General features: G+C 70.1%; 13 protein-coding genes and 1 riboswitch. Of the genes, 4 read left to right on the top strand and 9 right to left on the bottom strand.

What is annotated here, in order from left to right; all coding sequences use genetic code 11:
* Positions 1-5: 5 nt before the first annotated feature.
* The 4 genes from cobW to Q8W67_RS02810 are packed head-to-tail and all read right to left on the bottom strand — an operon-like array spanning position 6 to position 2,361.
* On the bottom strand, positions 6-1,040 hold the full coding sequence (cobW, locus tag Q8W67_RS02825; protein WP_305540372.1) for a cobalamin biosynthesis protein CobW: 1,035 nt from the start codon (positions 1,038-1,040) through the stop codon (positions 6-8).
* A complete protein-coding gene (locus tag Q8W67_RS02820; RefSeq protein WP_305540369.1) occupies positions 1,037-1,435 on the bottom strand; it encodes a DUF1636 domain-containing protein in 399 nt (132 codons plus the stop codon). The genes cobW and Q8W67_RS02820 overlap by 4 nt, the downstream gene beginning before the upstream one ends.
* Entirely contained in the window at positions 1,428-2,162 is a 735-nt protein-coding gene (locus Q8W67_RS02815) for a CbtA family protein (protein ID WP_305540366.1), read from the bottom strand. Before Q8W67_RS02815 ends, Q8W67_RS02820 begins: the two co-directional genes overlap by 8 nt.
* 16 nt (positions 2,163-2,178) lie before the next feature.
* Positions 2,179-2,361 (bottom strand): CbtB domain-containing protein, encoded by a 183-nt coding sequence (locus tag Q8W67_RS02810; protein WP_305540363.1) that lies wholly within the window; start codon positions 2,359-2,361, stop codon positions 2,179-2,181.
* 33 nt (positions 2,362-2,394) lie between these two features.
* Positions 2,395-2,590, bottom strand: a riboswitch (cobalamin riboswitch).
* Positions 2,591-2,757: 167 nt separating this feature from the next.
* Between Q8W67_RS02810 and Q8W67_RS02805 the strand changes: the two genes are divergently transcribed.
* Entirely contained in the window at positions 2,758-4,110 is a 1,353-nt protein-coding gene (locus Q8W67_RS02805) for a coagulation factor 5 8 type domain-containing protein (RefSeq protein WP_305540360.1), read from the top strand.
* Between the two features lie 3 nt (positions 4,111-4,113).
* Here Q8W67_RS02805 and Q8W67_RS02800 read toward each other — a convergent pair whose 3' ends face one another.
* The 4 genes from Q8W67_RS02800 to secG form a co-directional block, all read right to left on the bottom strand.
* Positions 4,114-5,718 carry a S10 family peptidase gene (locus Q8W67_RS02800; RefSeq protein ID WP_305540357.1) on the bottom strand — a complete coding sequence of 535 codons (1,605 nt, stop codon included), beginning with the start codon at positions 5,716-5,718 and terminating at the stop codon, positions 4,114-4,116.
* Between the two features lie 2 nt (positions 5,719-5,720).
* Complete coding sequence (locus Q8W67_RS02795) at positions 5,721-6,173, bottom strand: DNA polymerase III subunit chi (protein WP_305540355.1); 453 nt, start codon at positions 6,171-6,173, stop codon at positions 5,721-5,723.
* Positions 6,174-6,230: 57 nt separating this feature from the next.
* Positions 6,231-7,859: a CTP synthase gene (locus Q8W67_RS02790; protein ID WP_305540352.1), complete on the bottom strand. Its 1,629-nt coding sequence runs from the start codon at positions 7,857-7,859 to the stop codon at positions 6,231-6,233.
* A gap of 178 nt (positions 7,860-8,037) precedes the next feature.
* Entirely contained in the window at positions 8,038-8,439 is a 402-nt protein-coding gene (gene secG / locus Q8W67_RS02785) for a preprotein translocase subunit SecG (RefSeq protein WP_305540349.1), read from the bottom strand.
* Positions 8,440-8,700: 261 nt separating this feature from the next.
* Here secG and Q8W67_RS02780 point away from each other — a divergent pair, with 261 nt between their 5' ends.
* Positions 8,701-9,159, top strand: coding sequence for a nuclear transport factor 2 family protein (locus Q8W67_RS02780; RefSeq protein WP_305540346.1), 459 nt, complete (start codon positions 8,701-8,703; stop codon positions 9,157-9,159).
* A 3-nt stretch (positions 9,160-9,162) separates the two neighbouring features.
* Here the strand turns inward: Q8W67_RS02780 and tpiA are convergent, their stop codons facing one another.
* The gene (tpiA, locus tag Q8W67_RS02775; protein ID WP_305540344.1) at positions 9,163-9,924 is read right to left on the bottom strand and encodes a triose-phosphate isomerase; all 762 of its coding nucleotides are present in this window, start codon (positions 9,922-9,924) and stop codon (positions 9,163-9,165) included.
* Positions 9,925-10,121: 197 nt separating this feature from the next.
* Between tpiA and Q8W67_RS02770 the strand changes: the two genes are divergently transcribed.
* Both Q8W67_RS02770 and trpE read left to right on the top strand, forming a co-directional pair.
* Positions 10,122-12,023 (top strand): peptidyl-prolyl cis-trans isomerase, encoded by a 1,902-nt coding sequence (locus Q8W67_RS02770; RefSeq protein ID WP_305540342.1) that lies wholly within the window; start codon positions 10,122-10,124, stop codon positions 12,021-12,023.
* 5 nt (positions 12,024-12,028) lie between these two features.
* Positions 12,029-13,549 carry an anthranilate synthase component I gene (trpE, locus tag Q8W67_RS02765; RefSeq protein ID WP_305540340.1) on the top strand — a complete coding sequence of 507 codons (1,521 nt, stop codon included), beginning with the start codon at positions 12,029-12,031 and terminating at the stop codon, positions 13,547-13,549.
* The last annotated feature ends 1 nt before the right edge of the window (position 13,550 follow it).

Here is a 13,550-nt window from a genome sequence, read left to right as displayed (position 1 = left end):
CGACGTCATCCCGCGAGCGCCGTCGCCACGGCGTCCTGGTCGAACCCCTTGAGGCCGATCACCACGAGGCGTCCATCGCGGCTCTCGCCCGGCCGCCAGGGCCGATCAAAATGATGGGTGACGCGCCGGCCGACACCCTGAACCACGAGGCGCATGGCCTTGCCCTCGACCTCTACAAACCCCTTGATGCGCAGGACGCCCGCGGCCTCGGCGGCCTTCTCGACCCGGGCGGCGAGGTCCCCTGCCGTAACGGCCGGGCGGACCGGCAGCGCTACGGTCTCGAAGTCGTCGTGGTCGTGATCCTCGCCGTCGCCGTGATGCGAGGGCCGGGCGTCGAGGTCGTCCTCGGCCGCGGCGCCGAGGCCGAGCAGCACCAGCGGGTCGATCGCCCCGTTCTCCGTCTCGACCACCTTCACGGCGCGCGGCAGGTGCGCCTCGACCTCGGCCCGTACCCGAGCGCGCGCCTCGGAGCCGAGCATGTCGGACTTGTTGAGCACCACGAGGTCGGCGCAGAGCAGCTGATCCTCGAACACCTCCTCCAGCGGATTGTCGTGGTCGACCGCGCTGTCGGCCGCCCGCTGCGCGGCGAGCGCCGCCGGATCCTCCGCGAAGGCCCCCGCGGCCACCGCCGGCCCGTCGACCACCGCCACGACTCCGTCCACGGTCACCCGCGAGCGGATCGCCGGCCATTGGAAGGCCTGGACCAGGGGCTTCGGCAGGGCGAGGCCGGAGGTCTCGATCAGGATGTGCTCCGGCGGCTCGGCGCGGCCAAGCAGCGATTCGAGAGCCGGCACGAAATCGTCCGCCACGGTGCAGCAGATGCAGCCGTTCGGCAGCTCGACGATCGCGTCCTCGGTGCAGCCCTCCACCCCGCAGGCGGCCAGGAACGACTTGTCGAAGCCGACATCGCCGAACTCGTTGACCAGGATGGCAAGGCGCCGCCCCTTGGCGTGCTCGATGACGTGGCGGACGAGTGTCGTCTTGCCGGCCCCGAGGAAGCCGGTGACGATGGTGCAGGGGATCTTGGCGACGATGGTCATTCCGCGGGCTCCAGGGTGCCGGCCGGAAGCGGGCGGGGATCGGGAAACGGGGGGATGCGGGCGATAACCCCGGTCTTGAAGGCGGCCGGACGCTCCCGCCACGGCACGATCCCGTCGGGCGTGGCGGCATAGGCCGCGAGCCCTTCGAGGATGACCGCGGCGGACTCGGCCGGGTCCATGTCTCCGTACACGTAGGTCCAACGGTGCGATGACGCGACCGCTACCGTGCAAGGACGCTTGCATACCGACAGGCACTCGACGGCCTCGATCCGCAGGTGCGGTGCCGTGTTGCGCGCGCGCAAGGCGTCGAGGAGGCGGGCGCCGGCGCGGGGACCGTCCGGGTTGTCGCCTTCGCGACGGCAGGTCGTGCAGACGTAGAGGAGAGTCTCAGACATCGGCCGTCCCTTGGGCGGGCTTCCGGCCGAATACCTGCCACGCCCAGCCGAAGCCGAGGCCAATCAAGGCCCAGAACACGAAGCCGATAGCCAGCGAGCGCGCCGCGAACTGCGCGGCGAGCGCAGCGGGAAGTGCGGACTCGCCCTCCGGTGGCAGCGGCGCGCCGGTCACATGGGGCGCCACGATCAGCACGAGGCCGCCCAGGATGGCGATGAGCGAGCGGCGGATCGCGATCAGGTAGAGGCCCATGCCGGTGGAAGCCACGGTCATTACCCACCACGCCTGCCGAGCGGCGAGCGGCGCCGCCTCGCTCCCCGGCAGTTCCGGCGGCAAACCGAGCCCCGGAGCCAGGGCGACGCTGGCGAAACCCGCCACCGCGAAGGCGAGGGCGCGCTGCGGCGTCGGCTCGCGTCCGCAGGCCAGCATCACGGCGCCGAGCAGCAATGCATAGCCCACGGCGCCGACCAGGGTCGCCAGCGCCGTGAATGCCATCCGCGGCAGGCCTTCGCCGGGCTGCCATTCGGGCGCTGCGTCCGGCGCGGCGTGATCGTGCCCGGCATGCGCCAGGACGATCGGCAGGCCGCGATCGGCCTGGTGCGTCTCCTGGGTCTCGTACCGCTCGGCGGCCGCGATCAGGGGCGAGGTGAGCGTCAGCTCGAGGCCCGTCACGACGACGGCCGCGAGGAAGCCGGCGGCCAGCGCCGCCGACAGAAGCCGGATGATCATCCCTGCGGCAGGGGCTTCAGTGACAGGGGAAGTTCTGGGTATGCCGGAAGTCGTGCGCCGCGTTGTGAAGCGCGATCGCCGGCGAGAAGCCCGCCATGAACAGGAGGCCGAGGCCCAGGAAGGCCGCGAGCGCGACGGCGAGCGTGCGCTCGCTTGCGCGGGTGCCGGCAGCGACGGGGGCGAGAGTCGAGGTGGTCATCAATGCGTCTCCAGCCGCCCCACCGGCGGCATTTCGGGATCCTGTTGTGACGGCAGGTCTCCTGGCTCGCGGCTCGGCGCGCCTGCCGCCTTCCCGGATCGCTCCGGTGGCCGTCTGGCAGACGCTCGCCGCTCACAGTTGCGGGGGCAGCCGCGGATTCGGAGGCGCGCCTCCTCACCGCATTCCCTTTTCACCCCGTCTCCGGGGCACCGTCACGGATTCTCTGTAGACGCAAGACGGCTTGCGCACAACGCAGACGCCGCAGATCGCGCCCGATTCCTACAGGTCATCGCCCGCGCGGCCGGGCTTGACGGGTGCGCCTCGATGCGGGCACCGCCGGACGTGCCGTGCGGTGGTGCTTGCGGCACAGTCGGCCGCGATCCATTCGGAGACACGATGTCCCTGGCAGACGACCCGAGTCCGGTCCTCGTGGACCTCGCAGCCGGCCGCGCGCCGCGGACGATCGCGGCCGAGGGGCGGACGTGGCTGGAGATCGATCTCGGCGGCCGATTCCCGATCCATTCCATCGTCCTGGTCCCGGCAGAGGAGGGCGCGCTCCCCGCTGACGTCGCCGTGATGGTCTCGCAGGACGGTGCGGTCTGGTCCGAGCCTGGGATCACGTCCCCGCACGTCGCGCCGGGCTCGATCACGGCCTTCATCGGTGCCGACGAGCGCGCCTGGGCGCGCCATCTGCGGGTCGCAGTGCCGGATTCCCCGCGGGTCCGCGCGGTCCGGGTCCGGTCCGAGGAGGCCGCCCTGGACCTGCTGTCCCTGCGGGCGATGCTGGACCTCGACGTGACTCTGCTCAATGAGAATCCGGGCGCCAACGTCTACACCTCGTACAGCCTCCAGCAGGGTCCCGGTCGGACGAGCCGCACGCTCGTCGGCCTGTCGCTGTTCGAGAACGGCGCGTTCGGCAATTGCCTCGTCCAGTACGTCATCGCGGTCTCGGTCGCGAAAGCGCTGAACCTGAAATACATCAAGGTCCCGAAGGTCGACCGCAGCAAGGTGATCTTCCTCACTGAGCGGCTCACCTGCGACGGCATCACCTTCATCCCGCCGGACGAGCCAATGCCGGCGGGCGGCTACTTCCTGTCGGGCCTGTACTTCGATCCGACCCAGTTCCAGCGGCTGGTAGGCCTCCACAGCCCGCCGGACTCGCGCACGATCGTGCAGTCGGTGATCCGTCCGCTGTTCAACGGGCTGCCGGCGCGGTTTCCCGATAAGCCCGACGACCAGTTGCTCATCCACATCCGGTCGGGGGACATCTTCAGCACCTGGGTCGATCCGCACTACCCGCAGCCGCCCTTCGCGTTCTACCGCATGGTGATCGACCGCTTGAGCGGGGAGGGCCGCATCCGCTCGGTGAAGCTCGTGTTCGAGAACCGGTTGAATCCGGTGATCGCCGAGGTGGAGGCCTACGCCCGCGCGCTCGGCCTCCCAGTGGAGACACAGAGCGAGTCTCTCGTCGCCGACGTCTCAGCCCTCGTGAACGGTCGCTACCTCGTCTTCGGATTGGGCACCTTCGGTCCGGCGATCTGCCACCTGTCGGAGGAGGTCGAGCAGGTGTTCTATTTCGCGTCCAACTGGCCGCAAGGCTTCCAGTCGATCCCGACCATCGGAAAGGTGGTCGAGGTCCGCGACCTGCACGGCCGCTACATCAAGGTCGGCGAGTGGCAGAACACCGACGCGCAGCGGCAGATGATGATCGCGTATCCTGCAGAGGCGCTGGCGTTCGACGACGCCTGAGCCTCAAGGCGTGTCCTTGAGGCTCTCGGCCGGCGCCCCGGCCGCCGGCGCGGAGCCGGCCGCGCGCGCCTCCACGGTTTCTCGGAACAGCCGCTCGACGTCCCGCCTGAACGCGGCTCGGGAATCCGGCCGCGTGTAGAACATGTGGCCGCCCGGATAGACCGCGAGGTCCACGCGGCCGCCGCCATAGGGTGGTACCTGTGCGAGCAGAAGCTTAGAGGCGAAGTAGGGCGTCACCAGGTCGGTGAAGCCGTGGGCCACAAGGACGCGCAGGCGCCCGTCCAAAGCCAACGCGCTCTTGAGGTTCGAGAGAACCTCCGGGGCCTGCCGGCTCGATCCCCAGGTCCATCCGCGGTTCACCGCGTTGTTCAGCAGCTCGTATCGCATGTTCGGCACCGGCCACTTGAGGGTCCGTGCGTAGAGGTCGAGCATCGCGCTGGTCAGGGGCGCCTGAAGGGCGGTCAGCTGGGGATCGTCGAAGTTCGATTGCGCCGCGTCCGGGTTGGGATCCCAGCCGGTGATCCCGGTGTCGTAAGCGCTGGTCACGCGGCCGTCCGGGCGGTCGATCTCGCGCTGGACGCTGCGGGTGGAGAGACGCGCGCCCTGCGACCGAACGAGGGCGGCATCGAGGCCGACGAGGGGCGCAACCTTCTCGGTCATCCGCGCCACGGCGGCCGCGTCGCCCGGACCCTTGAGCAGGTCGGCCAGGTAGGGCCCCGAGGCGTAGGACTCGGCCTCGCCGAGCAGGGCCTGCGTCGGTACGGTGCCGGCCCGCTCCAGCGCGCCAGCCGCGAGCGAGGGCAGCTTTAGCACGTAGCCCCAGGGGTTGGTGCGCGGGGTCTCGAGCCAGCCGAAATCGAGCACCGGCGAGAGCAGCACCATGCCGGACAGGCCGATACCCACATCCTCCTGCAACTTTTCGGTGATCAGCGGACCGCGAAACCCGCCGTAGCTCTCCCCGACATAGAATTTCGGGCTCGCCATCCTGTCGTTCACACGCAGATAGCGGGCGATGGCGGCCGCCAGGGTGGAGGCGTCGGAATCGACGGTCCAGTACGTCTTGCCGTTACCGTCCGCCGCGCGGCTGTAGCCGGTACCGACCGGATCGATGAAGACGAGGTCCGTGAAGGCGAGCCAGGTGCCGTCGTTGGGCGTGAGCGCCACCGGCTGCGACGGGCTGATCCTGTCGCCGCCGACCGGCAGCCGCCAGGGGCCGATCGCCCCGATGTTCAGGTAGGCGGACGAGGCGCCCGGGCCGCCATTGACTGCGAACGTCACCGGTCGCTCGCGGCCGGCCTCCGGCGCCATCGTGTAGGCGACGTAGGCGATCTCGGCCTGGAGCTTCCCGCCCTCGTCGACGAGCGGCAGGCTGCCGGCCGTGGCGGTGAAGTCCAACGTCTTTCCGTTCGGGAGCGTGACGCTCTGACGGGTGACCGAGTCGGGCGGCAGGCGCCGGCCCTCCGGAGCGCGCTGCGCCGGCTTGGTTTCCGGTTTCGCCTCCGCATGAGGGGCGGCATGCGGCTCGGCCTCGGCGCGGAGCGGAAGGGGCACCGCCAACGCGAGGGTGAGTGCGAGCGCGGCGCGCGCGAGAGGGTTGCTGAGGGCCACGGTCAAGCCTTCTTGTTCCAGCGGCCCGAATCGTCCTGCTGCCAGTACGCGACCGTATGGCCTGCTTCCTTGGCCTGACGCCACTGCTCGCGCGCGCGCAGCAGGGCATCCTGGTCGGTGCCGTCGAACAGGATGCAGATGCGCTCGTACTGCTCCGCGTCCGGCGGCAGGTCGGCGCCCTCGACCAGGAACCGGATCGACGCTGCGTTGGGATTCACGTCGCGCAGCGTCAGCACCACCGGCTGGCCGGCCGCGTCGGGGTCGCGGTCGGTGCCGTGCGGCAGGAAACTCTCGTCCGAATAGGTCCAGAGGTGGTCGTCGAGCGCCTGCAAGCGCTCCTCGCTCGCTGCCTGGATCGCGGCCTGCCAGCCCCGGCCGAGCGAGCGCTCGACGAGATTCGGCAGCACCTTCTCCAGGGGCTGGCGTTGCATATGGTAGAAAAGGATCTCGGTCACGGTCCGACCGATATAGGGTGCCGGGCCGACGCGCGAGGAGCGGCGCGCCGCCGCGGCTCAGACCAGCCGGCTCTGCTCGATCGCGGCGCCGACGAATCCCTTGAACAGCGGATGCGGCTCGAACGGACGCGACTTCAACTCGGGGTGGAACTGCACGCCGATGAACCAGGGGTGCCCGACATGCTCCACCGTCTCGGGCAGCAGCCCGTCGGGGGAGAGCCCGGAGAAGCGCAGGCCCTTGGCCTCCAGCCGCTCGCGATAGGCCATGTTGACCTCGTACCGGTGGCGATGGCGCTCGGAGATCCGCTCGGTTCCGTAGATCGCGGCGATCTTGGAATCGGGTGCGAGCTGCGCCTCGTAGGCACCGAGCCGCATCGTGCCGCCGAGGTCGCCGGCCGCCGCACGGCGCTCCAACTCGTTGCCGCGCAGCCATTCCGTCAGCAGGCCGACGACCGGCTCGGAGGTCGCACCGAATTCCGTCGAGTTGGCATCCGGCACCCCGGCCAGCGAGCGGGCCGCCTCGATCACCGCCATCTGCATGCCGAAGCAGATGCCCAGATAGGGGATGCGCTTCTCGCGGGCGTAGCGGGCCGCACGGATCTTGCCCTCGGCGCCGCGCTGGCCAAAGCCGCCGGGCACCAGGATTCCGTTGATGCCTTCCAGGAACGGCGCGGGATCCTCACGCTCGAACACCTCCGCCTCGATCCACTCGAGGTTGACCTTCACCCGGTGGCTGATGCCCCCGTGGGTCAGGGCCTCGGTCAGCGACTTGTAGGCGTCCTTGAGCCCCGTGTACTTGCCCACGATGGCGATGGAGACCTCGCCCTCGGGGTTGCGCACGCGCTCGGAAATGGTGCGCCAGCGGCCGAGATCCGGCTCCTCGCCGTGCTCCAGGCCGAAATGACCGAGCACCTCCCGGTCGAGGCCGGCTGTCCGGTAGGAAAGCGGCACCTCGTAGATCGACGCGACGTCCAGGGCCTCGATCACCGCGCTCTCGCGAACATTGCAGAACAGCGCCAGCTTCCGGCGCTCCTCGACCGGGATCGGCCGGTCGCAGCGGCAGAGCAGGATGTCGGGCTGGATGCCGATCGAGCGCAGCTCCTTCACGGAGTGCTGCGTCGGCTTCGTCTTCAGCTCGCCCGCCGACGGGATGTAGGGCAGCAGCGTCAGGTGGACGTAGCAACAGGTGCCGCGCGGAAGCTCCTGGCCGAGCTGGCGGATCGCCTCGAAGAACGGCAGCCCCTCGATGTCGCCCACCGTGCCGCCGATCTCGACGAGGACGAAATCGAACGTGTCGTTGCCGTCGAGGACGAAGTCCTTGATCGCGTTGGTGACGTGAGGGATCACCTGGATCGTGGCGCCGAGATAGTCGCCGCGCCGCTCCTTGGCGATGATGTCCTGGTAGATCCGGCCCGTGGTGATGTTGTCGGCCCGGCTCGCCGGCACGCCGGTGAAGCGCTCGTAATGGCCGAGGTCCAGGTCGGTCTCGGCCCCGTCATCCGTGACGAAGACCTCGCCGTGCTGGGTCGGGCTCATCGTGCCCGGGTCGACGTTCAGATAGGGGTCGAGCTTGCGCATCCGGACCCGGTAGCCCCGGGCCTGAAGCACTGCGGCCAGAGCCGCGGAGGCGAGCCCCTTACCGAGAGAGGAAACCACGCCGCCGGTGATGAAAACGTACCGCGTCATGGGCCTCGGTCCATAAAGAAGGTGCCGGCATTTGCCAAACGACGAGTCGGCCGGCCCACGCATGGCTGGGGATCGCCCGGCAGCGGGGGACGGGCCGCAGGAGACAGCCCCGCCGAGCCGTCAGCGATGTGATGAGGCGCTGGGCCGTTCCCGGCGCGCCCTGTCGGTCTCCGGACCGTTAGCGCGACTGCGGCGCTTCGGGAACCGCCGGTTGGGCCGGAGCGGTCGCCGGCGCCCGGTCCTGCTGCTGGCGCAGCGTGTCGAGCAGATTGTCGGCGCCGGTGGGCTGCTTGGCCGGCTGACCCGCGGGCTGCGACGCGCCGGTGTCCAGAATCGACTTCGGCGCGGCCGTCCGGTGCGACAGCACGGCGAGCGTCAGGCTGGTTGCGAAGAACAGGGCGGCCAGGATCGCCGTCGCGCGCGTCAGGGCGTTGGCTTGGCCGCGGCCTGTCATGAAGCCGGCGACGCCGCCACCGCCACCGCCGCCGAGCCCCAGTCCGCCCTCGGAGCGCTGCAGCAGCACGACGCCGATTAGCGCGAGCACGATGATGAGGTGTACGACGATCAGGACGGTCTGCATCGGTGTTCCGGAATCTCGTTCAGCTGCGCGCGTCGGTCCCGAGAGGCCGGCGTCAGGACCGGCCGGGGGGCGCGCGGCGGCCGAGGCTCAAGCGCGCCGGCCGCAATTCTGTGCTCGGCCATACACCACTCGCCGGCTGCCGCCAACTTGACGAACCGCCCCCCGCTGTTCCCGCCAGCCCTCGCGCCCGGAGACCGGCCGTGCTCTGACGAGCGGGAAGGGCGGTGCACCGAACGCGCCGCCGCGCCTGGGAGGCCAGCCATGTCCATGTCACGCCGTTCGGCGCTCGCCGCCGCTGTCGCCACGCCGGTCTTTTTGCGCGCGCGCACCAGCGAGGCCGCCGGGCCGGACGCCTCCGGTCAGGGCGCTCCGGTCGAGGCGGCAGTCGATGCCCTCACCAAGGCCTTGCTCGCCGCGGACGGACGCGCCCTCGACGGCCTCGTCCTCGACGGGCTCAGCTACGGCCATTCCAGCGGTTTGGTGCAGGATAAGGCGGCCTTCATCGAGGCGCTGACCAGCGGCCGCTCGCGCTTTCCGGGCATCACCCTGTCGGACCGCTCGGTCTCGGTGCTCGGTGACGACGCCATCGCCCGGCACGTGTTCACCGGGGAGGTGGTCTCGGACGGCAAGACCTCCCCGGTCCATATCGGGGTGATGCAGGTCTGGCACCGGGACGGCGCCGGCTGGCGACTGATGGCGCGTCAGGCGTACAAGCTCTGACGCTCACACGTAGGCGGCGCAGATCCCGAGGAAATCCTCGGCGACGAGGCTCGCGCCGCCGACCAGCGCGCCGTCGACGTTCTCCACCGTCATCAACTCGCGTGCGTTGCTGGGCTTGACCGAGCCGCCGTAGAGAATGCGGATCCTGTGTGCCTCGTCGCCGACGAGCTTGTCGAGCATCTCCCGCAGAGACGCGTGGACTTCGGCGATGTCGCGCGGCGTCGGCGTACGGCCCGAGCCGATCGCCCAGACCGGCTCGTAGGCGATCACCGTGTCGGCGGCGGTGGCGCCCTTGGGCAGGCCGATCGCAAGTTGGGCGCGGACGATGTCGAGGGCGCGGCCCTGCTCGCGTTCCTCGATGGTTTCGCCGACGCAGATGATCCCGCACAGACCGGCGCGCCGTGCGCCGAGCGCCTTGGCGTGGACGCCGTCATCGGTCTCGTGGTGGTAGGCCCGGCGCTCGGAATGGCCGACAATGACGTATTTGGCGCCGAGGTCGGCGAGCATCTCGGCCGAGATCGAACCGGTGAAGGCCCCACTCGGGCGGGCGTGCAGGTTCTGGCCCCCAATGGCGATCGGCGACCCGGCGGCGGCGGCCACGCAGGAGCCGATCAGCGTCGCGGGCGGGCAGATCAGCACGTCGATGCGAGCGGCCAGGTCCGGCGAGAGACCGTCGCGGATTGCTTCGACCACCTGGATCGAGGCCCGCGTCCCGTTCATCTTCCAATTGCCGGCGACCAGCGGCCTCCGCCCCGTGTCCGTCATCCCTTGCCCTCGCCCCGCCCTCGCTCTGCCCCGGCTTTTCTGGGGTCGACGGGGCCTACCAGAGCGAGTTTGAGCGCGCAAACCGTCCGAACGGGTGAGCCTTTGCCTGTGGGCGCGAATGGTCTATCGCGGTCGGCTCTCAGGGATGGCGCCGGCCCGGCGACGGGTCGGGCGCCGAAGGTATCCGATCACAGACCATGCTTCAGGGCATCCGCAACGCCAGCCAGCACTGGCTCGGCAAGATCGTTTTGACGATCATCTTCACGCTGCTGATCGCGGGCGTCGGCATCTTCGGCGTCGAGGAGTTCTTCCGCGGCGGCTCGAGCAACAATGTCGCCACGGTCGGCAGCACGCCGATCACCGCCGAGCAGGTGCGCCAAGCCTATCAGAACCAGATGCAGCGCTATCAGGCGCAGCTGAAGCGCGCGATCACCCCCGACCAGGCGCGCATGCTTGGGCTCGACCGGCAGGTGATGTCTCAGCTGATCACCGAGGCCGCTCTCGACCAGAAGACGCACGATCTCGGCCTCGGCGTGCCGGACGCCTCGGTGATCCGGGCGATCCACGAGGAGAAGAGCTTCCAGAACCAGCAGGGCCAGTTCGAGCCCGCCTTGTTCTACCAGACTCTCCAGCGGGCCGGGCTGAACGAGGGGATGTTCGTGCGCGAGCAGCGCGCCGTGATCGCCCGGCTGCAGCTTGCCGAGGCCGTCTCGTCCGACCTGCACGTGCCCGTGGCGATGCGCGAGGCCGTGCACCGCTACACGACGGAGCGCCGCGCCGCGTCCTACCTGATGCTGACCCCCTCGGTGGCCGGGCAGATCCCGGACCCGACGGACGAGGAGCTGAAGACTTGGTACGACGCCAACAAGTCCGGCTTCCGGGCGCCCGAATTCCGGGCGGCCAACCTGCTGGTGGTCGATCCCGAGGCGATGGCCAAGCCCGACGCAATCAGCGATTCGGATTTGCACGCCGCCTACGACCTGAATAAGGCCCGCTACGGCAGCCCTGAGAAGCGCACGATCCAGCAGATCGTGTTCCCGGACGCGACCGCCGCCGAGGCCGCACGCAAGTCGATCGAGGACGGCTCGAAGACGTTCGAGGCCGTGGCCGACGAGCGCGGCAACGGCGGCCAGGATCTGACCCTCGGCACGCTGACCAAGGCCGAACTGTTCGACAAGGTCGTGGCCGATGCCGCCTTCGCGCTGCCCGAGGGCGGCGTGAGCCGGCCGGTCCAGGGCCGCTTCGGCACGGTGCTCCTGCGCGTGACCAAGATCGAGCCCGGCACCGTCAAGCCGTTCGCGGAGGTCGAGGGTGAGATCCGCAAGGGGCTGGCCCTGGCCCGCGCCCGCGACGCCATGGAGACGACCCGCGACGCCATCGAGGACCAGCGCGCCGGCGCCAAGCCCCTTTCCGATATCGCCGCCGAGCGCGCGCTCAAGCTCGTGACGGTGAAGGCCGTGGATCTCCAGGGCAAGGGGCCCGACGGGCGGCGCGTCGCCGACATTCCCGATCCGGAGACCACCCTGCCGGCCCTGTTCCGCGCGGAGATCGGCGGCGACAACGAGCCGCTGCGCACCAAGGCCGGCGGCTACGTCTGGTACGACGTGACCGGCATCGACGCCGCGCACGACAAGCCCCTCGACGAGGTCAAGGACGGCGTGAAGGCCGGCTGGACCGCCGCCGAGATCTCCAAGCGGCTCCAGTCCAAGGGGCGCGAGCTGGTTGAGAAGCTCAACGCGGGCGCGACGATCGAGGCGGTCGGCCAAGAGGTCGGCGTCAACACGCAGGAGGCGCAGGACCTGTCGCGCAACCAGGCCAAGGACATGCTGACCACGGACGACGTGAACCTGATCTTCGCGACCCCGGTCGGCAAGGCCGGCACCGCGGCGGCGGGCGATTCGCGGGCGGTGTTCAAGGTCACTTCGGCGACGATGCCGGCCTTCGTGGCCGACAGTCCGAGCGACAAGACCATCGCGCAGAGCTTTCAGGCCGCGCTCGCCGACGACGTGCTGTCCCAGTACATCTCGGAGGTCCAGAAGAACTCCGGCGTGAAGATCGACCAGGCGGCCCTGCGCCGCGCCCTCGGCGGCGAGTATTGAGGGTCATGGCCGAGGCGCCCAACTACGCGGCCTTCGCCGGACGCTACGAGGCGGGGCAGCCGAGCCTCGTCGAACTGAGCTTGGTGGCCGACCTGGAGACGCCGGTCGCCGCATTCCTCAAGCTGCGCGCCCGGCACGCGGGCCCGGCCTTCCTGCTCGAATCGGTCGAGGGCGGAGCGGTGCGCGGCCGCTACTCCATGATCGGGCTCGATCCGGACCTGATCTGGCGCTGCCAGGGCGGCGCTTCCGCGATCGCGCGCGGCGCCGACCTCACCCAGTTCGAGCCGGACGACCGGTTGCCGCTGGCGAGCCTCCGGGCGCTGATCGCCGAGAGCGCGGTCGGCGCGGTTGACGGACGGGACCTGCCCCCGATGGCCGCCGGCCTGTTCGGCTATCTCGGCTACGACATGGTCCGCGCCATGGAGCGGTTGCCCGAGCCGAACCCGGATCCGCTGGGCGTCCCGGACGCGATCCTGATCCGCCCGCGTGTCATGGTGGTGTTCGACGCCGTACGCGATCTGATCACCGTCGTCTCGCCGGTGCGTCCCGAAGCGGGCGTCTCCGCGCTCGCAGCCTATGAGGGCGCGCTCGAGCGCCTCGACCGCGTGGCGGCCGCCCTGGAAGGGCCGCTGCCGATCGATGCGCGTGTGGATCTCGCGGCGGTCGCCCATCCGGAGCCCGTCTCGAACACGACGCCGGGCGATTTCGCCGCCATGGTGGCGCGAGCGAAGGAGTACATCGTCGCGGGCGACGTGTTCCAGGTGGTGCTGTCCCAGCGCTTCTCGGCGCCGTTCACGCTGCCCGCCTTCAGCCTCTACCGCTCGCTCCGGCGCACCAACCCGGCACCGTTCCTGTGCTACCTCGACTTCGAGGGCTTCCAGATCGTCTGTTCGTCGCCGGAGATCCTCGTGCGGGTCCGCGAGGGCACCGTCACCGTGCGCCCCATCGCCGGTACCCGCCGTCGCGGTGCGACACCGGCCGAGGACGCGGCGCTCGCGGAGGAACTGCTGGCCGATCCGAAGGAGCGGGCCGAGCACCTGATGCTGCTCGATCTCGGCCGCAACGATGCCGGCCGGGTCTCCCGGATCGGCAGCGTGCGGGTGACCGATTCGTTCTTCATCGAGCGCTACAGCCACGTGATGCACATCGTGTCGAACGTCGAGGGCGACCTCGACCCGCGCCACGATCCCCTCGACGCGCTGGCGGCGGGCTTCCCGGCCGGCACGGTCTCGGGCGCCCCGAAGGTGCGGGCCATGGAGATCATCGACGAGCTGGAGCGCGAGAAGCGCGGGCCCTACGCCGGCTGCATCGGCTATTTCGGCGCGCGGGGTGAGATGGACACCTGCATCGTTCTGCGCACCGCCGTGGTGAAGGACGGGCGGATGCACGTCCAGGCCGGTGCCGGGATCGTCTACGATTCCGACCCGGCCTCCGAGCAGCAGGAATGCGTCAACAAGGCCAAGGCGCTGTTCCGCGCCGCCGAGGAGGCGGTGCGGTTCGCCGCCCAGGCCAAGCGCGGGCAGTAGG

The organism is Methylobacterium sp. NEAU K (genome assembly GCF_030700285.1).
In the GTDB taxonomy this organism is placed as follows: domain Bacteria; phylum Pseudomonadota; class Alphaproteobacteria; order Rhizobiales; family Beijerinckiaceae; genus Methylobacterium.
The sequence above is the reverse complement of the archived record's forward strand: the minus strand, read 5'-3'. Positions and strand labels throughout refer to the sequence as shown.

What these genes read in the sequence shown, in the direction of transcription:
- cobW (WP_305540372.1), bottom strand. Translation starts at nt 1,040, where the DNA reads ATGACCATCGTCGCCAAGATCCCCTGCACCATCGTCACCGGCTTCCTC.
- Q8W67_RS02820 (WP_305540369.1), bottom strand. Translation starts at nt 1,435, where the DNA reads ATGTCTGAGACTCTCCTCTACGTCTGCACGACCTGCCGTCGCGAAGGC.
- Q8W67_RS02815 (WP_305540366.1), bottom strand. Translation starts at nt 2,162, where the DNA reads ATGATCATCCGGCTTCTGTCGGCGGCGCTGGCCGCCGGCTTCCTCGCG.
- Q8W67_RS02810 (WP_305540363.1), bottom strand. Translation starts at nt 2,361, where the DNA reads ATGACCACCTCGACTCTCGCCCCCGTCGCTGCCGGCACCCGCGCAAGC.
- Q8W67_RS02805 (WP_305540360.1), top strand. Translation starts at nt 2,758, where the DNA reads ATGTCCCTGGCAGACGACCCGAGTCCGGTCCTCGTGGACCTCGCAGCC.
- Q8W67_RS02790 (WP_305540352.1), bottom strand. Translation starts at nt 7,859, where the DNA reads ATGACGCGGTACGTTTTCATCACCGGCGGCGTGGTTTCCTCTCTCGGT.
- secG (WP_305540349.1), bottom strand. Translation starts at nt 8,439, where the DNA reads ATGCAGACCGTCCTGATCGTCGTACACCTCATCATCGTGCTCGCGCTA.
- Q8W67_RS02780 (WP_305540346.1), top strand. Translation starts at nt 8,701, where the DNA reads ATGTCCATGTCACGCCGTTCGGCGCTCGCCGCCGCTGTCGCCACGCCG.
- tpiA (WP_305540344.1), bottom strand. Translation starts at nt 9,924, where the DNA reads ATGACGGACACGGGGCGGAGGCCGCTGGTCGCCGGCAATTGGAAGATG.
- Q8W67_RS02770 (WP_305540342.1), top strand. Translation starts at nt 10,122, where the DNA reads ATGCTTCAGGGCATCCGCAACGCCAGCCAGCACTGGCTCGGCAAGATC.
- trpE (WP_305540340.1), top strand. Translation starts at nt 12,029, where the DNA reads ATGGCCGAGGCGCCCAACTACGCGGCCTTCGCCGGACGCTACGAGGCG.